This is a genomic window from Pseudoalteromonas sp. NCCP-2140 (assembly GCF_023708065.1).
In the GTDB taxonomy this organism is placed as follows: Bacteria; Pseudomonadota; Gammaproteobacteria; order Enterobacterales; family Alteromonadaceae; genus Pseudoalteromonas.
In genome coordinates this window covers 344,100-365,153 of record NZ_BRCZ01000002.1, presented here as the reverse complement: position 1 = coordinate 365,153, position 21,054 = coordinate 344,100, and the positions used below count along the sequence as shown (strand labels likewise).

Here is a 21,054-nt window from a genome sequence, read left to right as displayed (position 1 = left end):
AAAAAGGCCGTTCCAGGCCTTTTTTATTGCCTGAAAAATACAAAAATTTACCATTAAATACATATAGATAGATATAAAAAAGGATACCCTCTGTTAGTCAATGCTGTGGCTTACTCATTGCCTTTGAAAGTGCAATTGCTGAAATTAAAATCATTGTCCCATTTAATTTACAAAAGAGGCTTTGGCTAAATAATGCGGGGATCTTCCCCTTATTGAGATTCTGGTTAATCATCCGCTCATTACAGAACAATAATTCTTTTTTAGCGCAGTGCTTATAATTGCGGGAGTAATGACAATGAGCGAAGTAAATAATCCGTTAGGCCTAGTGGGCATTGAATTCACTGAATACGCAACACCAGATGCAGATTACATGGACAAAGTGTTTACTGATTTTGGCTTCTCAAAGCTAAAAAAATTCAAAGGTAAAGACATCGTTTACTATAATCAACATGACATTCATTTCTTACTAAACAATGAACGTGAAGGTTTCTCTGCTGAGTTTGCTAAAAGCCACGGCCCAGCAATTTGTTCTATGGGTTGGCGTGTAGAGAATGCGCAAAAAGCATTCGAGGTTGCTGTTGAGCGCGGTGCAAAGCCTGCGACAGATTCAACACATAAAGATTTACCTTACCCAGCTATTTACGGTATTGGTGACAGCTTAATCTATTTCATCGAGCAATTTGGCGACAAAGGTTCTATCTATGAGTCAGATTTTGAAGATTTAAACGAGCAAAACATTGTTGAAGACAAAGGCTTCATCCGTATCGACCATTTAACCAATAACGTTTATAAAGGCACGATGGAAACATGGGCTAACTTCTATAAAGACGTATTTGGTTTTACTGAAGTTCGTTACTTCGACATTAAAGGTCAAAAAACAGCGTTATTATCTTACGCACTTAAATCACCGTGCGGCACTTTCTCGATTCCGATCAACGAAGGTAAAGATAACAATAATAACCAAATCGATGAGTACTTAAATGAGTACAATGGTCCGGGTGTACAGCATTTAGCATTCCTAACGAATGACCTAGTTAGCTCACTTGATAAGCTTGACCAATCAACGATTGCGACGCTTGATATCATCCCTGAGTACTACGACACCATTTTCGACCGTGTGCCTTGGGTTAAAGAAGACAAAGAGAAGATCCGTAAGCATCAAATCCTAGTAGATAGCCAAAGCGAAAACTGTTACCTACTACAAATCTTCTCGAAGAACCTATTCGGTCCTATCTTTATCGAGATGATCCAACGTGTAGATGACGGCGGTTTCGGTGAAGGTAACTTCCAAGCGCTTTTCGAATCAATCGAACGTGATCAAGAGCGTCGTGGTGTAATCTAAATCATCATCATGAATAAAAAGCAGCGTGTGGTTTGGGTAAATTCACACGCTGCTTTTTGTCGTTTTTAATTCTGTTTTAAACTAACTGTTTAAATTGCGTTGATTGCCTCCATATAGATAACTAATAAATCAGCGCGAACTAATAAGGAAAGAGTATGAGCCTAATTAACGAAACCCACGATATTAATCTAAAAAGCTGGGTTGCATCTGCTAACGAAGCGAACTGTGACTTCCCAATTCAAAACCTTCCTTTTGCAGAAGTACGCCGTAAAAATTCAGACGAAGCGTTCCGTGGCGCTGTCGCAATTGGTGATCAAGTTATCGACTTAGCAAAAGTAAATGAACTTGGTTTATTTTCTGGTGATGCGCAGGTTGCCGTTAAAGCAGCAAGCCAAACTACACTCAATGAATTTATGGGTCTTGGTCAGCAGTATTGGTCTGCACTTCGTCTAGCGTTATCAAAAGCACTCCGTGAAGGTGCGAGTGAACAAGCGCAATTAAGCGAAGCGCTTATCGCTCAAGCAGACATCGAATTTGCGCTACCGTGTCGTATTGGTGATTACACTGACTTTTATACTTCTATTTACCACGCAACAGCGGTAGGTAGTCTATTCCGCCCTGATAACCCACTTCTACCTAACTACAAATGGGTACCAATTGGTTATCACGGCCGTTCTTCGTCAATTGATGTTTCAGGTCAAACGTTCCACCGCCCTAACGGTCAAACTAAAGCACCAGATGCAGAAGTACCATCATTCGGCCCTTGTAAACGTCTAGACTACGAACTTGAGTTAGGTATCTACCTTGGTAAAGGTAATGAATTAGGCGATGCTATTGCCATCGAAAATGCTGAAAACCACGTATTTGGTTTCTGTGTATTTAATGATTGGTCTGCACGTGATTTACAAGCATGGGAATACCAGCCTCTTGGTCCATTCCTTGCGAAGAACTTCGCTTCGACTGTATCTCCTTGGATTGTTACGACAGAAGCACTGGCACCATTTAGAACAAGCTGGACACGTGACGAAAACGATCCACAACCAATGGACTATTTAGAGTCAGCTCATAACCGTGAGTTTGGTGCATTCGATATCAAAATGGATGTGCAAATTGAAACTGAAAAGATGCGTGCAGCTGGCGAAGCACCAACACAAGTATCTAAATCAAGCTTCAAGCACTCTTACTGGACAGTCGCGCAAATGGTGACTCACCACACTGTAAATGGCTGTAACTTCCAACCAGGCGACATGTTAGGTTCAGGTACGCAATCAGGTCCTGAGCACGAAGAAGCAGGCTCATTGTTAGAACTATCACGCGGTGGTAAAGAAAAGATCACCCTAGCTAATGGGGAGCAACGTACTTTCTTAGAAGATGGCGACAACGTAATCATGCGTGGTTGGTGTGAGAAAGACGGTTTTGCACGCATTGGTTTTGGTTCAGTAGAAGGTACAGTACTACCTGCTAAATAAAAATAGCTCGCTATTTTTATTTCCAGAACAACTATTAAGGGCATTTTTTGCCCTTTTTATTTGCCTTTTCTCAATTGAGTTACAATTTTTTTCTGGCTTTTTTAAATCAGATTGCTATCTTAACTCGGTTATTAGTTAAATTTTGTACGCCATGTTAGTTAAACTTAAGTCTTTTTATCGCACGTTTTTTCCAGCTAGACAGCTGTTGATCCGTCAAAATGGCGAAGTAAAGCACTTAGTATTAGCCCCTTGGTTACAATTAACTACACTTCTAGTCATTTTAACTGCCATTGTTTGGCTAAGTATTTCGACACTACAGATCATGTCACAAGCTGACCAAATCATCAGCATCGAGCAAAATCAACTTAGCAAACAACAACAGTGGCAACAGCAGCGCTATCAGCAACAAGCGGCCTATGAAAAACAATTAGAGCAACTGGCAGTGCTTGAACAAAAACAAGCGCTGTTGCAAAGCATGATTGAGTCGCTACCTGAGTCAATGAACAAACCTGCATTAGCAACTGACTCAGAGCCATTACTTTTACCTGTTCAGGAGCACACAGAAGAGTTTCACGCTCCATTAGAAGATGATCAACCAAAACAAGTTAAGCGCATAGAAAGCATGTCTGAGCGCTTGGTGCGTCTTGATGCCGCTTACAACAACAGCTTTGCTGTATTAGATCACCAAATCAAACTTCGCCACCAAGAAATTGTTGCCATGTTAGAAGGCGCTGGCCTTGATAGCAGCCTTGCCAATGCAACTGTGCTTGAAAGCTCAGACACAGCTCAAGGTGGCCCGTTAGACTTATTTGACGAGTCAAAAATTCCGTCTGAGTTTTTAGCGATTGCCGATAACCTTTTAGCGTTAAATAACTTAGAAAATTTACTCAGTGAATTACCACAAACGCTCCCTGCTGCTGATTACTATATATCAAGTAGTTTTGGTCTACGAAAAGATCCAATGAATGGCCGTCGAGCATTTCATAAAGGGGTTGATTTAGCAGGCTGGCATAAAACCGAAATTTTTGCTCCCGCTGACGGCACCGTTTTACGTGCTGGTCGTAATGGAGGTTATGGCAACTTTATCGAACTTAAACACAAAAACGGCTTCGTCACTCGCTTCGGACACCTTAATAAAATTAAGGTTAAAAAAGGCCAAACAGTGACTAAAGACGATGTCATTGGTTTAATGGGTAGTACAGGCCGTAGTACCAGCACTCACCTGCATTACGAAGTTTTAGTGAATGGCAAACATGTCAATCCAGTTAAAATAACAAAGGCGCTTTCTCGTGTTCGGTAAAAAAAAGCAACCAGCAGCTAGCTCATCTGGCTCAACATTAAAAAGAACCAACCATACTCCTTCAATAATTTCTGAGGACGTTCGTTTAACAGGTAGCCTTACCAGCCAAGGTGAAGTTCAGCTTGATGGTCGCATCGAAGGCGATTTACACGTTAAACACCTAGTGATTGGTCACACTGGCATGATTGAAGGTGTGATTGAGGCCGATAGCGTAACTGTGAAAGGTAAAATCTTCGGTTCACTTATTGCTAACAAAGTGGTCATTGAAAGCACCGCAGAAGTCCATGGTGATGTATTTCATGATACCCTGAGCATCGAAGCGGGCGCAATCATTGAAGGTAGCTTGAAACATCGTCATGAAGAAGATAATGTGGCGCCTATTAAGCCTGAAGAGCAAGCGAGTTCTTCAATACTGGCTGATGATGACAACGACCTGTCGTTTGTAAACAAACAAGCCGCTGATAAGTCTTAGCGTTTTTTAGCGGTTACATACATTGTGATATCCGCGGTGAAAACGAGTTCATCGCGGCTGTTATAAACCTCTACCGGTACTAGCAAGTCTTGCTTTTCTAACCACTCACTCGGCACTTCAATCTGGGCAACAGCGCGCATGTCTGTATCAATTTTTGCTAAATAATTCACTGTCATGCCTTTTGGGATCCAGCGATGTGTTTTTGCTGGCACAGTTGCATCAACCATTAAGCCAGCGCATAGCTCAGCCACATTACATTGTGCAATTGCATGGATGGTACCAATGTGATTATGGATTGCTCGGCGATTTTTAACAGTTGCGCTGCAATGCCCAGCAGTTAAATCTGTGATCAATGGCTTTATTGAACCAAAGTAAGGGGCTTTAAAGCACACGGCTTTACTAAACAACCAGTTACCCTTCGGCAGTGACTGGCATTTAGTCCAAATTTTTAATAATGATGATTGTGAGCTCACGACGTTTATCCATTATTTTTATGATGTGAGATAAAAAACTAACACATCAGACCAGATAGCGAAATGGAAAATTTTTGTTAGCAGTTTTAATGATTACACATTTCGCTAAGTGAACGCTTTTCTTTTCCTTTAGGGGCACATAAAATACCGTTTTAAAGGAGAGCGAATGCAGTCACGCCAGCACAAAAACCTCAGCTTACTATTTATTCTTGGCCTTCTGGTTATCTTTAGCCCGTTAGCAATTGATATTTACTTACCCGCATTTCCGACCATTGCAGAACAATTCAGCGCTTCAGAAAAGCAAATTCAGCAAACCGTCGCTATTTTTATGCTTACCGTTGGGCTTGGACAGCTCATTGCAGGGCCATTAGCAGATAAATTTGGTCGTAAGCCTGTGGCAATTACCGGTGTGACAATTTATGGTTTAGCGGCTTTTGGCGCGTATCTGGCACCTGATTTTACAAGCCTGATGATTGCAAGAGCACTGCAAGGTTTGGGGGCCTGTGCCACATTTGTAGTAGCGTTTGCCATTGTAAGAGATAGATTTGGTAGTGAACGTAGCGGCCAAATCATTACTTATCTTAATGGTATCGTCTGCTTTATCCCTGCCCTCGCGCCAATTTTAGGCGCTTGGCTCACAGTACAGTTTGGCTGGCGCATGAACTTTTTATTCATGGCTGTATTTGCACTCATTGGTTTATTCATAACCTTGTTAATGTATAAAGAAACCCGCCCTGCAGATAGTGTATATAGTGGTCATATTCTTGATTTACGCCGTTTTATGCCAATTATCAGCACGCCATTGTTTTTATTCCATAGCTTAATTTGCTTGGTAACTATGTCGGCTATTTTAGTCTTCGTTACGTTAGCACCTGGCTGGCTTATTACAGAATTAGGCGGCAGTGTTACCGACTTTACTTTCTGGTTTACCTGTAATGCGGTCTTGAGCATTGTTGCAAGCTTTATTATGCCACTGTACATCAAACGCCAACCAAAACGCGCATTAAAAGCAGGACTCCTGTTGCTTGTAATCGCAGGTGCCTTAATGTTGGCCTTTAGCCAACAACGTACTGCGCTTGCGTTGATGTTTCCGATGTTTATTGCTGCGTTTGGTTTTGCACTGACACTTGGCTCATCAGCAGGCCGTGCATTAAGTTTGTTTCCTAAACAAGCAGGCACAGCTTCCGCACTTATTGGCTTGATGCAAATGAGTGGCGCAAGCTTATTAGTGTTTATAACGCAATTGTTAAATTTAACAACACCGGTATTAATTGGCGGGCACTTTTTAATGCTCATCCCATTTACCTACTTACTGTTCAAACATAAGCACTTGTCATAAAAAAGTTTTATCATACTTTTTGTCATAATGGGTAAATGAGAATCGTTATATTCTATTTACCCGTTTAGACATCCTGTTATTTCCTACCGTTATAAAAAGCATCTTTCTAGAATAATTTGTTCCAGTTTTATGGATTATTTTGCTTGTACCTATAGCATCATTAAACTATTGTTTACCCATGTTAACATTTAGTTAACTCAACAACATGTTTGGGATACGAATTATGAAAAAGAATAAATTAGCATTAGCACTGATCATCAGTGGACTATGTGCAGCAGGAACTGCAAACGCAGCCAATGACCGTTACATCATTCAAGTAGACAACAATAAAAAAGGCGTAGTTAAAGCACTCGCTAAAAAGCTTGGTGGTGATATTAAAGTTGATGGTAATGGTTTTATTGCAGCGCAATTTACAGGTCATGACCTTGCAAGTGTAAAAGGCTTATTAAACAACCCTCACATCAAACTGGTTGAAGAAGACCAAAAACGTGTACCAATGGCGCTTTATAACGATGACGCTGGTAATGCAATGCAGCAGCAATTAACGCCTTACGCAGTTTACCAATCACAAGCTGATCAAGTTACCTTCGATGCAAATGCTGGCATGAAAGTATGTGTAATTGACTCAGGTTTAGATGCTACAAACCCTGATTTCATTTGGGGTAACATTACAGGTGATAATGACAGTGGTACAGGCAACTGGTACGACAATGGTGGTCCACATGGTACTCACGTAGCAGGTACTATTGGCGCAGCAGACAACAATGTTGGTGTGGTTGGTATGGCACCAGGTGTGGCAATGCACATCATCAAAGTATTCAACGCTGAAGGCTGGGGTTACTCTTCAGACTTAGCACACGCAGCAGATTTATGTTCTCAAGCAGGTGCAAATATCATCAGCATGAGCCTTGGTGGCGGTGGTTCAAATAGCACCGAATCTAACGCATTTGCTAATTTCACAAGTGCTGGCGGCTTAGTCGTTGCAGCAGCGGGTAACGATGGTAACAGCGTACGTTCATACCCTGCAGGCTATCCATCAGTAATGATGGTTGGCGCAAATGATGCGGACAACCAAATTGCAGATTTCTCGCAATTCCCTAGCTGTACATCTGGTCGCGGTAAACGCGCTACTACAGATGAAACTATCTGTGTTGAAGTAACAGCAGGTGGTGTTGATACTCTTTCTACTTACCCTGCAGGTATGGCAACGTCAGCTAGCTTAGCAGCTGATGGCGCAGGCTTTGCTACTTCATCAATGGAAAACTCAGGTAATGCATCGGGCACGGCGTATTACATGGGTACTGCTGAAAGCGTAGATGCTGGCGCAGCGGGGAAAATTTGTATGATTGACCGCGGTAATATCTCGTTCTATGACAAGGTAAATAACTGCGAGAACTCAGGCGGTATCGGTGCTGTTATCATCAATAACGAAGCAGGCATGCTATACGCTACACTAGGCGAAACTAACGATACAACAATTCCAGCTGTCGGTGCTGCACTTGAAGACCGTTCAGCTCTTCTTTCAAGCACAACTATTGATATCGCAATTGGTACCAGTGATTATGGTTTCATGAGCGGTACATCAATGGCAACACCTGCTGTTTCAGGTATCGCAGCGCTAGTATGGTCAAATCACCCTGAGTGTACGGGTACAGAAATCCGTGATGCACTAAAAGCAACGGCAGAAGATCAAGGTGCTTCTGGTCACGATGTTTACTTCGGTCACGGTATTGTTAAAGCAGCTGACGCAGATGCATACCTAACAGCCAATGGCTGTGCAGGTGGTGGCGATAATGGCGGTGGCACAACACCAGGTGGTGATGATATTAGTCTTTCTACTTCAGGTTATAAGTCAAAAGGCACTAAATACATTGATTTAAGCTGGAGTGGCGCTGCTACAAGCACTGTAGATGTTTACCGTAATGGTAGCAAAGTAGGCTCAGTGGCAAACACTAACAGCTATACTGACACTATCACAACAAAAGGTGGTGGCACTTACACTTACCAAGTATGTGAAGCACAAAGCACAACTGTTTGTTCAAACAACAGCTCAGTGACATTCTAATACTTTCCCCAACCCAAATCAGCGGGCATTGATTGCCCGCTTTTTCTTTTTCTAGAAGCTTGTTAAAATCAACTACCTAGCTTTTTATCTTTGTGCCGATGATCAATCCAGAATCGTTGCTGTCGTTTTTAGGCGCCAGTTTTTTAATTGCCGTAGCCCCAGGCCCTTCTAATGCATTTTTAATGGCACAAACCTTTGCCAATGGCCGTAAAGCCGGGATGCAGAGTGCCTTTGGTTTTGCCTTAGGTGGTGTGGTGCATACTTTTCTTGCGGTGGTGGGTTTAACAGCAATTTTAAAAGCGTCGACTGTTGCCTATACCACAGTGCAGTATTTAGGTGCGGCGTACCTGTGCTATTTGGGCGTAATGACGCTAAAAGCCACCTTTACACAGCCTGAGTCAGAGTGCGAAGAAAAACCCCATGTAAGTACCAGTAAAAAGCAAAATGTGATGTTTCAAGCAATGATGACCGAGGTACTTAATCCAAAAGTCGCTCTCTTCTTTATTGCGTTTATTCCGCAGTTCGTCGATCCGAGCTTATCTTCAACGACCTTTCAGCTCGCTTTTTTTGGTTTACTCTACCCGCTTTTTGCTTTTCCTATCGACTGCACGTATATTTATTTCGGCGATAAGATAGCCAGTTATTTTCGTGAGCACCCACAAACCCAAATTTGGATTGATCGGATCACGGGGCTGGTGTTTATTGCACTAGCAATTAACCTATTGATATAAGAGCACTTATGGAACAAAAACAACAAGCCTTACCAGCCAAAAAGAATATTGCCCTCGTAGCCCATGATGGTAAAAAAGCTGCCCTTCAGGCGTGGTGTGAAAAACACCAAGATATTTTAAGTAAGCACACGCTATACGGTACGGGAACAACAGGTCATTTAATTGAGCGTACAACAGGGCTTGAAGTGATTAAGCTGCTAAGCGGCCCTATGGGGGGCGATCAACAACTCGGTGCTAAAATTGCTGAACATGAAGTGCACATGCTGGTGTTTTTCTGGGATCCACTTGCATCGCAGCCTCACGACCCAGATGTAAAAGCATTACTGCGTTTAGCTGCGGTTTGGAATATTCCTGTTGCCTGTAATGAAGTCAGTGCCGATATGCTATTAAGCTCACCTATGATGGAAACTGAGCTGTGCCGCACGTTGCCAGATTACGAAAAATACCTCGCAACGCGCCAAGTGACTCTTTAGTTCTATAAGTAGATATACCAAAGTGGGGGCTATTAGCTATAAAGCTTGTGCGCCCACTTAGTTAAACCTGCAGTAACACTACCAAAGTGATCCCCGTTCAGCATAGTAATATCGCCTAAATGGGATTTTAACGCGGCCTTGATCAGCGGTGATTGCGCGCTACCGCCTGTTAAGTAAATGACATCTGGCGTTGTGCCAGCTTCTTGAATCGCTTGTTTAGCTAGGCTCACTATCTGATTTATTGAGTCATCAACAGCTAAAGCTAGATCTTTTAGCGTTAAACATTGCGTTAAGCCTGAATCTAAAAAGCGCAAATCTGTAGTAAATTCATTGGCTGACGAGAGTGCAATTTTTGCCGCCTCGCCTTGCTGCACTAATTGATGACCTTGCTTATTTTGCTGCAATTGAATTAAGCGTTTAAAAAGCGTAGGCTCTTTAACTTCACGAAGTTGAGTCAGTAACTCACGATGATGGGCATCGCTATAAAACTGGCTTTGCAAATTTACATCATTGATTTTACAGGCTTGCCAAAACGGTTGATTCGGCAGTGGAAGACCCGATTTAAACTCAGTGCCTAAACCTAGCAATGGCATTAAACCATGAAAGCTCAGCGCAATATCTAAATCATTTCCACCCACACGCTTACCACTGTGAGCTAAAAAGTCATTGTCACGGCACTGATTGTCACGAAAGCTAGGCCCCATTTGTACAAATGAGCAATCGCTAGTCCCCCCGCCAATATCGACAACCAACACTTTTTGGTCTTGCTGTAATGAGGTTTCATAATCAATCCCCGCCGCTAATGGCTCATACAAAAAAGACACCTCTTTAAAGCCTGCACGCTTTGCTGCTCGCTCTAATATGCCGAGCGCTTGTTGATTAGACTCTTCACCACCGACTGATTGAAAGTTTACCGGTCGTCCAATTACCGTTTCTGTTAATGTGTCTTGCAATGATTGCTCGGCGCGTTGTTTAATTTTTAAAATCATCGCCGTGGCAATGTCTTCAAAGAAGTTTATTTGCCCTTGCTTTAAGCCCACAGCACCAAAAAATGATTTAGGTGACTTTACAAAGTAACCTTCTTCAGGAAACTGCACATACTCGCTAATTGCTTCGCGACCTATAAATAAGGTCTCATCACCAGCTTGTATATCGAGATCAGATTTAATACGTGGAATAGTATTTAAAAGCGCTTGTCGCTCAGTTTTAAAGTCGTGCTCAAATGGGCTACCCGTAAGGTGTTTTGTCACAAAATCGACAACTAATGCACTGTGATGAGTATAAAGTGTTGATGGTAAATATTGCTTGCCCTGCTCAAGCGGCACTAAAGAGACTTGTTGCTCGTTATCCATTACACCGATTGCACAATTTGAGCTACCGTAATCAAAGCCTGCAAACATTCTAACACCTATACATCAATAAAAAGGCCGCGAAATTTACCATAGTCGCAGCCGTTTTTGAATGACGCTATGGCGTTTCATGCAAAAAGCTTGCAAAACGTGGTAGGCCATTTTTAGTAAAGCCATGATATTTGTAGGTAATAGTACTACCTATCGCTGGGGGCGATGTTCTTTGTTGATCGGTAAACCCCGAGCCAATTTTAAACTCGGTACCATCACTGCTGCGCACCTTGAGTGCACCAAGCATATTTTTGTACTTTCCTTTTCCTGCGATATAACCGATTACAACCGCTTCAGCGTCAAAATAAGGCTTTAACTTTAGCAATGCATCACTTCGCCCTGCACTATGCTTTGCAGCTGTTAGATGCAGCATGACACCCTCAGCTCCTTGTGCGATTAGTTCATCCATAAACAAACTAAGTTGCTTGTTATCATTAAAGTGCATTTGCGCAACGGCTTTAATATGCTCACTTTGCAGCTGGTTTACTAACCTTGTGTAGTTTTCATAGCGTTGACTAAATGGCGTTGTCGCATCCGGCATATCAAATATCATGTAATTGACGGTTTGCCATTCTGATTCTACAGGTGTGACTTTTCGAACGATCCCGCTCACATTGGCAAAATCTTGGTGCTTAGTCCAAAGCTCTCCATCAAGCCAAACACCTGGCAGTGGATCTGTGAACCACTTGGGGGCATAAATTGGGTTACCATTTCGGGTTACTAATTGACTCCCTGTCCAAATAGCCCGAACGCCATCATATTTTTCACTAACTAAATAGTCAGATACATTTACCTTTTCGGCTTGATAGACGTTTGCTAAAAGGACTGAAGGAGCTTGTTGCGCTTCGGCTGAAAAGCCTATAAATAAAGTGATTGCGCACAAAAGCGCACGAGTGAATTTAACCATTATTGCTTCCTTGCAAATTTGTGAGTATTAACTGGCTCTGGCTTTGACTACTTAACAATAGCTACTTAACAATAGCTACTTAACAATAGCGACTTAACAAAAGCAGCTTAGCAGCAGTCAGCTAATTATAGTTTAGTTTGTAGCCATTTGAAAAATTCGTTCAAATCAGCAAACACACCCGCGGCTTTACTAAAATCATGCTCTAACGTGAAATGATTCGGCACCGCATACACAGCAACACCGGCATTGCTTGCTGCAGTTACACCGGTAAAGGTATCTTCGACGGCTACAGCCTCATTAGCCTTTATATCTAGCGTATCTAGAGCTAATTGATAAGGGTCACCAGCAGGTTTAGGATTATTAACATCATCTTTGGTAACCACACAGTCAAACCAATCGAAAATACCATAGCCTTTTAAAATAGGATAGGCTTCATCTTTTGCACTACCTGTTACTAATGCCATTTTTAAACCACTGGCTTTTACTTGCTCCAGCACCACTTTTGCATCTGGCATAAAGGCAGGTAAATTAGTACTAACAAAACGGCCAAATGCAGCGTACTTATCATCCGTTAACTGTTCTGGGCTGATAGTAAGCCCATAATTTGTCACAACCTCTTTAGCGGCTTCAAGTGTTGGTCTTCCTGAGAAGCGCTGACAAAACGTAGCTTCATCATACTGCACGCCAAAAGGGGCTAACAAATCATTCCAAATATTAAAATGCACACTTTCAGAGTCAACCAAGGTGCCATCCATATCAAACAATACTGCTTTTAAAGTCATCCTCATTCCTTCAAAGTAAAAAGGTGCCATAGGCACCTTTAAATAAGATTATTCTGTTAAGCCCGCAGGTGGCTCAGCAAACGCTTCTTCGCCAGTTTCTACATCAACCAGCTCGTAGCCACGTTGCTTTCTTACCACTTTTAAAATCGGCTTAGAAAACGCTGTTTTTAAACGTTCTGCATCTGCTTCAAGTTCTTCGACTGTATTACCAAATGGTGCTGCACCAGTTTCTGACCAGTTAGTCACTTTACCATTTAAGTTATATTCAACTTCATGAATTTGATATTGTGCCGCTTCATCTTTTGTTGCTTCACAAAAAATTACACGGTAGTTCCAAAATCCAGCCATAGTTATTCTCTTTCTCTTCAATTAATCCTGCCACTTTAGCAGTTACCAACGCGATTATAAACGAAAAAACCCGCTATACAGCGGGTTTTAATAGGACTTATTATTTCAGCTTAGAAGAAGCTTACTTTGAACTCAGCACCGATGTAACGCTCTTCGTTCACCATTGCTGTGTTGTTATTGAAGTCGATAGCACCGATTGATTGTTGCTCGTCGAACATGTTACGAACGAATGCTGATACTTCATATTCGTTGTCGCCTTCAGCCCAAGCATAACCTGCACGTAAACCTACTTCAGTTAATGGCTTGCCTTCAAACTCAACTGACTCGTATAAGAAGTAGTTGATTTCGCTGCGGTAAGACACGTCAGCGTAAGTGAAGAATTCACCGTCAGCCACTTCGCGGCTATAGCGTAATGTAAGGTTAGAGATCCACTCAGGTGCGTGAGGTAAGCTGTTACCATCAAGGATAGCTTGGCCTGCGCTGTTTAATGAGTTTGTTACAGTACACTGCGCACATACGTCAACGGCTAGGTCTTTATCATCAAGCTCAGTGTTGTTGTAGCTTAAGTTAAATGTAGCGTTTAGGTTGTCAGTTAATACCCACTCAGTGTCTAACTCAAAACCGTAACCAGTTGTCTGATCAGCATTAACTAAACGGTTGAAGTTTGCACCACCACCTACAGCTGTTAATTGTTGGTCATCCATAGTGTAGTAGAACACAGTTGCGTTTACACGACCTTGGCCGTCAAGTACGTCTGATTTGATACCTGTTTCGAAAGACGTCACAGTTTCAGACTCAGCAACAGTTACTTCATCACCGAATAAAATACGACCTTGGATACTTGGTGCACGGAAGCTGTTAGCAACACGCGCGTACCAGTTTACGTCGTCGTTGATCTTGTAGTTAGCAGATAAATCCCAGCTAACGTGGTCGTCACTTGGATTTTCTGTTAGGAATAACGCACCGCCACCTGCAGGGCTCAGAGTACGATTTGCAGAGAACTCTTTTTCGTCATCTGAGTAACGTAGACCTGCAGTAATTTTTAGATCATCAGTGATTGTGTAATCTAATGAACCGAATACCGCCCATGCTTTTGTATCTTGCTGCTGGATAACATAGCCGTTTAACTCACCTGGTGTTGAACCATAAGTGTCGTAGCTGAAGTTTTCGATTGTTAGCGCTTCATCAAAGTAGAAAACACCTACTTGGAAATTTACGTCGCCAGCATAGTTGCTAGATAAACGAAGTTCTTGCGTGTATTGGTCTTGATCTGGAATACCGTCAGCACTTTCAGAATAGAACGGGATAAAACCTGGGCCCATATCTGGTAAGTAGCTTGCACCGTAACCACCGTCGATGTCAGCGCGAGAATAGATTTCAGCGCTTTCCCATGCAGAGATTGACGTAAGAGTTAAATCATTGATATCCCACTCAAGCTTTAAGCTTGCGCCTTGAGACTCAACTTGTTGTGTCGCACGAGAAGCAGCATCGTGGTAAACCACATCATGTTCGTAGTTATCAGCTAAATCGTTTGTGCCTGCTTTAATAGCGTTACCACGGAATGCGATTGGCGTACCGTCCATATCACGAACGTGGTAGTTGAAAAGACCAGTGAAATCGTCACCTTCATATAAGAACTGAACACGTGCCGCTTTTTCAGTGTAACCACCTAAAACGTCATCTTGTTCAAAACCCGGTGCACGGTTATCGATGTAATCGTCTTTTTCTTGCCAAAGTACAGAAACACGCGTTGATAAACGGTCTGTTAGGCCACCGCCAACAGCACCTTCAAAATCAACTGCGCCACGGCTACCGTAAGATACTGAGCCATAGCCTTCAAATTCTTGTGATGGCTTAACTGTATCAAATTTAACAAGGCCAGCCGGTGTGTTACGACCGAATAAAGTACCTTGTGGGCCACGTAGAACTTCTACACGTGCTACGTCAAATACAGGGAAACCTTTTAAGATTGCGTTCTCTTGAACAACTTCGTCTACAACTAACGAAACTGGTTGAGAAGCATTTAGGTCAAAGTCAGTGTTACCTAGACCACGAACATAAAAGCGTGGGAAAGAACGACCAAACGAAGATTCGATTGATAAGCTTGGGATCTTCGCATTCATAAAACGAATATCCATACCAGCTGAGCTGTAAGCGTCTAAGCTGTCACCTTGTAATGCAGATACAGCTACAGGTACTTCCTGAGCGTTTTCTACACGTTTACGAGCGGTGATTTGAATAACTTCTAGTTGGTTGTTTTTTTCTGCTGTCGCTTCGTCGGCAGCAAGAGTTGAAAATGAAGTACCTGCTACGGCAGAGAACAACGTTGCATTGATAAGTGTTGCTAACGTAGATCTTTTCATTGCTTTCATGTCGGGTTTTAACCTTTTTTATGCACTCTTATTCAACGGTGATGATGTTGCGTCAATTCATTTGACGGGCTCGGCCAATTTTTCGCGCCTTGTAATAAGCTGCGCGGACCTCTAGTTCGAGAGTGCAAAACGAAGTAAAGAGGCTGAACGAACGCTGACAATTATAACACTTTATGACACTTTTACTGCATTAAAAATTAGAAATATACAATTTTTTTACAACAATTAGCGGCAACATCGCCGCATTTAGAAGATTTTATGCAATTATTTTTCACCAAAGCGGACATATGTCCTGTGCATCTAATTGCAACAATGTGTAGACATTATGTACAAATGAGAGTCGCTTTCATTTACCCCTTTTTTAGCAACTAATCAGTCACACGTGCGAATTCTGGGTTAGCTAATTCACACTCATGCTCATTTAATAAGCCTAAGATTGCTAAATTTAATTCTTCGATTACTTCCATATAAAAAGCAAAGTCGACGGTCTCTACGTAGCTTAGTACATCCACTTGTAAAGCCCAAGGCGTGAAGCCTTTAAAGCGAACACGGCAAGGCTCAAAGGCAATGTGCTTGTGTTGCTCTAAAAGCTCTCTTAGGGCTTGCATAAACGACATTAGGTTTTGTTGCTTAGTATTGGCACTGAGCATCAATTTAGGTCGATAAGAAATTCGCTCTCGTTCCGAGATATTCTCAAGCTGCATATCAACAAACTTTGCATTCGCTACATAGATAACTGAACGATCAAGCGTTCGAATTCGCGTTGCTCTTAGCCCTATTTCTTCTACCGTGCCTAACTGGCTGCCAAACTTACATAAGCTACCTATTTTTACTGGTGCAGAGATATATAAGGTGATTGCTGCAATGATATTCTCAACAGTTTTTTGCGCTGCAAGGGCAATTGCAAGGCCACCAATACCTAAACCTGCCAGTAAGGTAGTGGCATTAAAGCCTAAGTTTTCAAACCACATGAATAGCAACGAAATGACAATCAGGGTTTTAGCTACATTACTTATAGGGCGTAATAAGAAAATCGCTTGTGGTTTATCTTGTTTGATAAAACGCTGACTTAATCTATGTTTGGCAAGATCAACTGCCCGTAGGCAAATCCAACCCCATGCGATTAATAATACGGTTGCACCATGAAATAGCGCCATCACAGCAATAGTTACATTGGATTGGTCGTTCAATGAACGCGCCATAAATACCGCAAGTAACAGGCTAACCGGCCCATTAATAAAACCTATTACGTCTTTTTCTACAGGGACTTTTAAGTGTGCGAGAATAAACGTGATTATGCGGGTAATGATAATCGCGACCGCTAAAAACAGTACAAATGTGAAGGCAAAATAAATCCACTGCCAAAGCATCACACCCAAAAATTCAATGTCTGGTAGGTTATCGTAAAGCCACTCACCAACTCGGTTATAGCCAAACTCTTTGGTGAGTAGAGGGATTTGACTTACGGTGGCATTCGATATTTTCCAGATCCGGTTACCTGTTTTATCATCAGGTACACTTTGCAATAAAATTTGCACCTTACCTTGTGAAGTGCTGATTTCTCCAACCAAATCACGATAACTAGGCACGCTTTCTTTTTGTTTTCCTTTAGGCTTATTGCTCAAGTTATCAACATCGACCCATAAGGTACGATCAAGTACCACTGATAAATTTTCAGCAAGCTGAATTTTTCCTAATGCCTCAACTTCTTTAGGTAAGTTACGGTAGTCAAGATAATGGCTGGCACGTTTAAAGTCTCGATCCCGGGCCGCTTTTAAGTAGCCCTGCATTGAGCTGCGTGGCGTAATTCGGTCAAAGGCATCATAGGGTAAGTCATCTTCAAGAGGCTCCTGCACCTTTTCCGTTGTAGCAGGTGTATTCGTTTCGGGCTCTTGCTTGGCCGTCTTTTGTTCGGCTTGTTCTTCCTTGTTGTCTTTATCAATTAAGGATTTAACGGTCACTTCTGGTGTGGTTGTTGCCCATAATGGAGCATTAAACAACAGTAAAAAACACACTAATAACTTACTAAATTGTAATGAAAACTTGGTATTACAACGGCTCACACTCTATTCCTTGTTCGATAAACATTAAATCGCTGAAATAATCAGCTAATTAAATTAGAGCATGGTTTGTGTAACTGTACAAAAAATAATTAAAAATCTTTGCAAGTAAGCACTGAAATGTTAGTTATATAGTGACTTAAGCAAAGGATACTATTATGCAAATCTCAAGTTCACTGATCCCCCATTGGTCATCATTAATGATCCACGGTGCCATTGCCATCATTTTTGGCTTATGTGGTTGGTTTGCCCCAGAAGCCTCATTAGCGATTCTGATGTTTATTTTCGCCGCTTACTTTTTTGTCGATGGTGCCATTAGAACTTGGTTAGCTATTGCTTCAAAAAGTGAAAACCCACTTTGGTGGATGCTATTAGTGGGTGGTTTAATTTCAATTGCTGCTGCACTTGTAACCTTGTTTGCTCCCAACGTAACAGCTATCTTAATGCTGTACTTTATTGCCGCATGGGCCATTGCTATCGGAGTGATTGAAATATTGATTGCGAGTAAGCTACGCAAAGAAATTAGTAATGAATGGCTGTTAATTGGTAGCGGTATTATTTCAATTATCTTTGGTGGTTATCTGATATTTAACCCTGGCGCGGGCATAATCACCCTACTATGGCTGGTTGCAACCTATGCCGTCGTATTTGGCATAATGATGGTGTTGTTGGCTTTAAAACTAAAAAAAATGCAACACTCTCAAATATAAAACAAAAAGGAGCTATTCAGCTCCTTTTTTATACCAATCAAATCAAGGCTGATTAATCAGCGCTGTTTTCTTCTTGGTTATGTAACTCTAAACTCGCTGACATCGCATTTTCACGAGTTGATTTTGCTGAATCATTACGTAAACGGTCAATGTGGTTTAGGTAATCTTGGTCGATATCACCTGTGATGTATTGACCATCAAATACTGATGTTTCAAAACGGGTGATTTCTGGGTTTTCTTGGCTTACAGCCGAGATTAAGTCATCTAGCGATTGATAGATTAGGCCATCTGCACCAATGCTTGCGTTGATATCTTCAACTTCACGGCCATGAGCAATTAGCTCAGCTGCCGATGGCATATCAATACCGTAAACGTTCGGGAAGCGAATCTCTGGCGCTGCTGAAGCGAAATAAACGTTCTTCGCACCTGACTCACGAGCCATCTCAACGATTTGCGCTGACGTTGTACCACGCACAATAGAGTCATCAACAAGTAATACGTTTTTACCTTTGAACTCACGGTCAATGGCATTCAGTTTTTGACGAACTGACTTCTTACGCATTTCTTGACCTGGCATGATAAACGTACGGCCAATGTAGCGGTTTTTAACAAAACCTTGGCGGTATGGCAGGTTAAGGGCTGATGCAATCTCAAGTGCTACGTCACATGATGTTTCTGGGATTGGAATAACCACGTCGATGTCTTTGTCAGCCCATTCACGTGCAATTTTCTCACCTAACTTAGTACCCATGTTTACACGTGTTGCATAAACAGACATACGGTCAATTGTTGAATCTGGACGCGCAAAGTAAACAAACTCAAAGATACACGGCGAGTAAGTTGCTTTTTCAGCACACGCTTGCGAGAAAAGTTGACCATCTTCAGTTACGTAAATTGCTTCACCTGGTGCAACGTCACGAACAAACTCAAAGCCATCTGTTTTTAAAGCAACGCTTTCTGATGCAAACATGTACTCAGTACCATTTGCAGTTTCACGCTTACCAAATACTAATGGGCGAATACCGTTCGGATCACGAAACGCAACAATACCGTGACCAATGATCATCGCAATTGTTGCATAACCACCGGTTACTTTATTATTCACTTCAGTTACCGCTGTGAAGATATCTTCAGCATCAAGTTTTAGCTTGTTCGATTTACTTAATTCATGCGCCATGATGTTAAGTAAAATTTCAGAGTCAGATGTTGTATTAACATGACGGCGAGCTTCTGAAAATAATTGCTGCTTTAATGCTTCTGCGTTTGTTAAGTTACCATTGTGCGCAAGTGCGATACCAAATGGCGAGTTAACATAGAAAGGTTGCGCTTCAGACGAGCTAGAAGAACCAGCTGTCGGGTAGCGAACATGGCCAATACCAATTGTACCTTGCAGACGTTTCATATGGCGTGTATGAAATACATCTTTTACAAGGCCATTGGCTTTACGTAAGCTAAACGTGTTGTTTTCAATGGTAATGATGCCAGCTGCATCTTGACCGCGGTGTTGCAAAACAGTTAAGCCGTCATATAACGCCTGATTAACAGGAGAAGTTCCGACTATGCCAACGATACCACACATTAAATTTATCCTCGCCGATTAACGGTTTACAGAATTTAAAAAGCTCGAGTTGTTTTCGAGGTACGAGAAGAACCACTCAACAACAAAGCCAAATTCTGGAATCAAAATAGAGTTGCCCCACCAATGCGTATTAGGTGCACCGGTAAAAGCATCAAGAAAGAAGAGTAACGCGCTTACGACCAACACGCCACGAAGAGCACCAAACACTATGCCGAAAACACGGTCTGTGCCAGATAAACCAGTACGTTGTACAAGTTCACCTAAAATATAGTTTAGTAACCCACCCAACAGGAGTGTCGCAAAGAATAATATGGCTATTGCGGCTGCATTTCTTAAAAGGGGTTCTGAAATACTTGTTAGGAAGGATGCTAAATATTGGTAAAACAAACTAGAGATGATAAATGCGCCAGCCCATACAGCTAATGACATTGCTTCTTTTACAAAGCCACGTATTAAGCCGATGATAGTGGATAGTGCAATAATGCCAAGTATGGCGTAATCAACCCAGATCATAAGAACCAACTAGTCGTTAATTTGGGGCGCATTCTATAAGACTACCTATAGAATTGCCAGATCATTTTGTAATTTCAAACTGAGTAACTTTGCCGTTTAACTTGGTTAACTGCTTTAACTCAGGAAGCTTACTTTCTAACTCTTTCTTGCTAAGTGAAGGACCTACAAAGACTTTTGTCAGTGTACCGTTCGGGGTTTTGATTGGGCGAGTGAAGGTTTTGAAACCATTCGCTTTTAATTTTTCTTGTAGTGATTTCACATTAGGTGCATGAGAAAAACTGCCCAGTTGAATAACATAAGCCATTTGTGTGAGGTTCTCTTCTGGCTTACGGGTTGGCTCAGGCGTTTTAGCAGCTGGCTTGGCAGGCTCTTGCACTGCAACTTTCGGCTCAGCTTTGTTAATTACCGGCTCATCCGTTGAAGCTTCAACCATTTGCGGTGCAGTATCAATTTGCTGGGTTTCATTTGCGACAAGATCAGCATCGTTTGCTTGCGTATCTTCAACCGGGATTTGCGAAGGTTGCTCGGCAGAGGCGACTTTATTATCAATCACCTCTTGCAAGTCTATCGTAGTGAACTCAGGGCGTTCAGGAATAGCTTTAAAGCCTTCTTTATAATGAACCTTCTCACCATCCAAAATGTTTGGAATGAAGACAATAGCCGCCACAACCACAATCGTGGTGCCTACTAAGCGATTAATAAACCCTGCGTTCACCGAT

Annotated in this window: 19 protein-coding genes; 9 read left to right on the top strand and 10 right to left on the bottom strand. The window is 42.0% G+C overall.

The features are described from left to right. Positions 1-295 precede the first annotated feature (295 nt). From hppD to NFU46_RS05600, 4 genes are all read left to right on the top strand, one after another. The gene (gene hppD / locus NFU46_RS05615; RefSeq protein ID WP_251600451.1) at positions 296-1,342 is read left to right on the top strand and encodes a 4-hydroxyphenylpyruvate dioxygenase; all 1,047 of its coding nucleotides are present in this window, start codon (positions 296-298) and stop codon (positions 1,340-1,342) included. 155 nt (positions 1,343-1,497) lie between these two features. Beyond that, the gene (fahA, locus tag NFU46_RS05610) at positions 1,498-2,811 is read left to right on the top strand and encodes a fumarylacetoacetase (RefSeq protein WP_251600449.1); all 1,314 of its coding nucleotides are present in this window, start codon (positions 1,498-1,500) and stop codon (positions 2,809-2,811) included. Between the two features lie 151 nt (positions 2,812-2,962). Continuing rightward, positions 2,963-4,111, top strand: a complete 1,149-nt coding sequence (locus tag NFU46_RS05605) for a M23 family metallopeptidase (protein ID WP_251600447.1) — start codon at positions 2,963-2,965, stop codon at positions 4,109-4,111. Then, complete coding sequence (locus NFU46_RS05600; protein WP_251600444.1) at positions 4,101-4,583, top strand: polymer-forming cytoskeletal protein; 483 nt, start codon at positions 4,101-4,103, stop codon at positions 4,581-4,583. Before NFU46_RS05605 ends, NFU46_RS05600 begins: the two co-directional genes overlap by 11 nt. On the opposite strand, the gene NFU46_RS05595 is transcribed toward NFU46_RS05600, so the two are convergent. Beyond that, entirely contained in the window at positions 4,580-5,056 is a 477-nt protein-coding gene (locus NFU46_RS05595; protein WP_251600441.1) for a hotdog fold domain-containing protein, read from the bottom strand. The two genes, NFU46_RS05600 and NFU46_RS05595, sit on opposite strands and share 4 nt — an antisense overlap. 166 nt (positions 5,057-5,222) lie before the next feature. Here NFU46_RS05595 and NFU46_RS05590 point away from each other — a divergent pair, with 166 nt between their 5' ends. From NFU46_RS05590 to NFU46_RS05575, 4 genes are all read left to right on the top strand, one after another. Continuing rightward, on the top strand, positions 5,223-6,395 hold the full coding sequence (locus tag NFU46_RS05590; RefSeq protein WP_251600438.1) for a multidrug effflux MFS transporter: 1,173 nt from the start codon (positions 5,223-5,225) through the stop codon (positions 6,393-6,395). A 223-nt stretch (positions 6,396-6,618) separates the two neighbouring features. Beyond that, positions 6,619-8,460, top strand: coding sequence for a S8 family serine peptidase (locus tag NFU46_RS05585; protein WP_251600435.1), 1,842 nt, complete (start codon positions 6,619-6,621; stop codon positions 8,458-8,460). A 98-nt stretch (positions 8,461-8,558) separates the two neighbouring features. After that, positions 8,559-9,191 (top strand): LysE family translocator, encoded by a 633-nt coding sequence (locus NFU46_RS05580; protein WP_251600432.1) that lies wholly within the window; start codon positions 8,559-8,561, stop codon positions 9,189-9,191. Positions 9,192-9,199: 8 nt separating this feature from the next. Further along, complete coding sequence (locus tag NFU46_RS05575; protein WP_054551787.1) at positions 9,200-9,664, top strand: methylglyoxal synthase; 465 nt, start codon at positions 9,200-9,202, stop codon at positions 9,662-9,664. Positions 9,665-9,696: 32 nt separating this feature from the next. Here NFU46_RS05575 and yegD read toward each other — a convergent pair whose 3' ends face one another. The 6 genes from yegD to NFU46_RS05545 all read right to left on the bottom strand — a co-directional run bounded on the left by yegD (position 9,697) and on the right by NFU46_RS05545 (position 17,536). Then, positions 9,697-11,064, bottom strand: coding sequence for a molecular chaperone (gene yegD, locus NFU46_RS05570; RefSeq protein ID WP_251600429.1), 1,368 nt, complete (start codon positions 11,062-11,064; stop codon positions 9,697-9,699). Positions 11,065-11,131: 67 nt separating this feature from the next. Further along, on the bottom strand, positions 11,132-11,971 hold the full coding sequence (locus tag NFU46_RS05565) for a DNA ligase (protein WP_251600426.1): 840 nt from the start codon (positions 11,969-11,971) through the stop codon (positions 11,132-11,134). Between the two features lie 125 nt (positions 11,972-12,096). Further along, the gene (locus tag NFU46_RS05560; RefSeq protein ID WP_251600424.1) at positions 12,097-12,753 is read right to left on the bottom strand and encodes an HAD family phosphatase; all 657 of its coding nucleotides are present in this window, start codon (positions 12,751-12,753) and stop codon (positions 12,097-12,099) included. Between the two features lie 48 nt (positions 12,754-12,801). After that, on the bottom strand, positions 12,802-13,101 hold the full coding sequence (locus tag NFU46_RS05555) for a hypothetical protein (protein WP_119853425.1): 300 nt from the start codon (positions 13,099-13,101) through the stop codon (positions 12,802-12,804). A gap of 110 nt (positions 13,102-13,211) precedes the next feature. Beyond that, positions 13,212-15,473: a TonB-dependent receptor gene (locus NFU46_RS05550; protein ID WP_251600422.1), complete on the bottom strand. Its 2,262-nt coding sequence runs from the start codon at positions 15,471-15,473 to the stop codon at positions 13,212-13,214. Between the two features lie 368 nt (positions 15,474-15,841). Next, entirely contained in the window at positions 15,842-17,536 is a 1,695-nt protein-coding gene (locus tag NFU46_RS05545; RefSeq protein ID WP_251600419.1) for a mechanosensitive ion channel family protein, read from the bottom strand. A 155-nt stretch (positions 17,537-17,691) separates the two neighbouring features. Here NFU46_RS05545 and NFU46_RS05540 point away from each other — a divergent pair, with 155 nt between their 5' ends. After that, positions 17,692-18,243: an HdeD family acid-resistance protein gene (locus NFU46_RS05540; RefSeq protein WP_251600416.1), complete on the top strand. Its 552-nt coding sequence runs from the start codon at positions 17,692-17,694 to the stop codon at positions 18,241-18,243. Between the two features lie 52 nt (positions 18,244-18,295). On the opposite strand, the gene purF is transcribed toward NFU46_RS05540, so the two are convergent. The 3 genes from purF to NFU46_RS05525 all read right to left on the bottom strand — a co-directional run bounded on the left by purF (position 18,296) and on the right by NFU46_RS05525 (position 21,050). Next, positions 18,296-19,822: an amidophosphoribosyltransferase gene (purF, locus tag NFU46_RS05535; protein WP_054562087.1), complete on the bottom strand. Its 1,527-nt coding sequence runs from the start codon at positions 19,820-19,822 to the stop codon at positions 18,296-18,298. Positions 19,823-19,840: 18 nt separating this feature from the next. Beyond that, on the bottom strand, positions 19,841-20,335 hold the full coding sequence (locus tag NFU46_RS05530) for a CvpA family protein (protein ID WP_036969851.1): 495 nt from the start codon (positions 20,333-20,335) through the stop codon (positions 19,841-19,843). 61 nt (positions 20,336-20,396) lie between these two features. Beyond that, positions 20,397-21,050: an SPOR domain-containing protein gene (locus tag NFU46_RS05525; protein WP_054562088.1), complete on the bottom strand. Its 654-nt coding sequence runs from the start codon at positions 21,048-21,050 to the stop codon at positions 20,397-20,399. Positions 21,051-21,054: the final 4 nt, after the last annotated feature.

What these genes read in the sequence shown, in the direction of transcription:
- hppD (WP_251600451.1), top strand. Translation starts at nt 296, where the DNA reads ATGAGCGAAGTAAATAATCCGTTAGGCCTAGTGGGCATTGAATTCACT.
- fahA (WP_251600449.1), top strand. Translation starts at nt 1,498, where the DNA reads ATGAGCCTAATTAACGAAACCCACGATATTAATCTAAAAAGCTGGGTT.
- NFU46_RS05605 (WP_251600447.1), top strand. Translation starts at nt 2,963, where the DNA reads ATGTTAGTTAAACTTAAGTCTTTTTATCGCACGTTTTTTCCAGCTAGA.
- NFU46_RS05590 (WP_251600438.1), top strand. Translation starts at nt 5,223, where the DNA reads ATGCAGTCACGCCAGCACAAAAACCTCAGCTTACTATTTATTCTTGGC.
- NFU46_RS05585 (WP_251600435.1), top strand. Translation starts at nt 6,619, where the DNA reads ATGAAAAAGAATAAATTAGCATTAGCACTGATCATCAGTGGACTATGT.
- NFU46_RS05580 (WP_251600432.1), top strand. Translation starts at nt 8,559, where the DNA reads ATGATCAATCCAGAATCGTTGCTGTCGTTTTTAGGCGCCAGTTTTTTA.
- NFU46_RS05575 (WP_054551787.1), top strand. Translation starts at nt 9,200, where the DNA reads ATGGAACAAAAACAACAAGCCTTACCAGCCAAAAAGAATATTGCCCTC.
- yegD (WP_251600429.1), bottom strand. Translation starts at nt 11,064, where the DNA reads ATGTTTGCAGGCTTTGATTACGGTAGCTCAAATTGTGCAATCGGTGTA.
- NFU46_RS05565 (WP_251600426.1), bottom strand. Translation starts at nt 11,971, where the DNA reads ATGGTTAAATTCACTCGTGCGCTTTTGTGCGCAATCACTTTATTTATA.
- NFU46_RS05560 (WP_251600424.1), bottom strand. Translation starts at nt 12,753, where the DNA reads ATGACTTTAAAAGCAGTATTGTTTGATATGGATGGCACCTTGGTTGAC.
- NFU46_RS05555 (WP_119853425.1), bottom strand. Translation starts at nt 13,101, where the DNA reads ATGGCTGGATTTTGGAACTACCGTGTAATTTTTTGTGAAGCAACAAAA.
- NFU46_RS05550 (WP_251600422.1), bottom strand. Translation starts at nt 15,473, where the DNA reads ATGAAAGCAATGAAAAGATCTACGTTAGCAACACTTATCAATGCAACG.
- NFU46_RS05540 (WP_251600416.1), top strand. Translation starts at nt 17,692, where the DNA reads ATGCAAATCTCAAGTTCACTGATCCCCCATTGGTCATCATTAATGATC.
- purF (WP_054562087.1), bottom strand. Translation starts at nt 19,822, where the DNA reads ATGTGTGGTATCGTTGGCATAGTCGGAACTTCTCCTGTTAATCAGGCG.
- NFU46_RS05530 (WP_036969851.1), bottom strand. Translation starts at nt 20,335, where the DNA reads ATGATCTGGGTTGATTACGCCATACTTGGCATTATTGCACTATCCACT.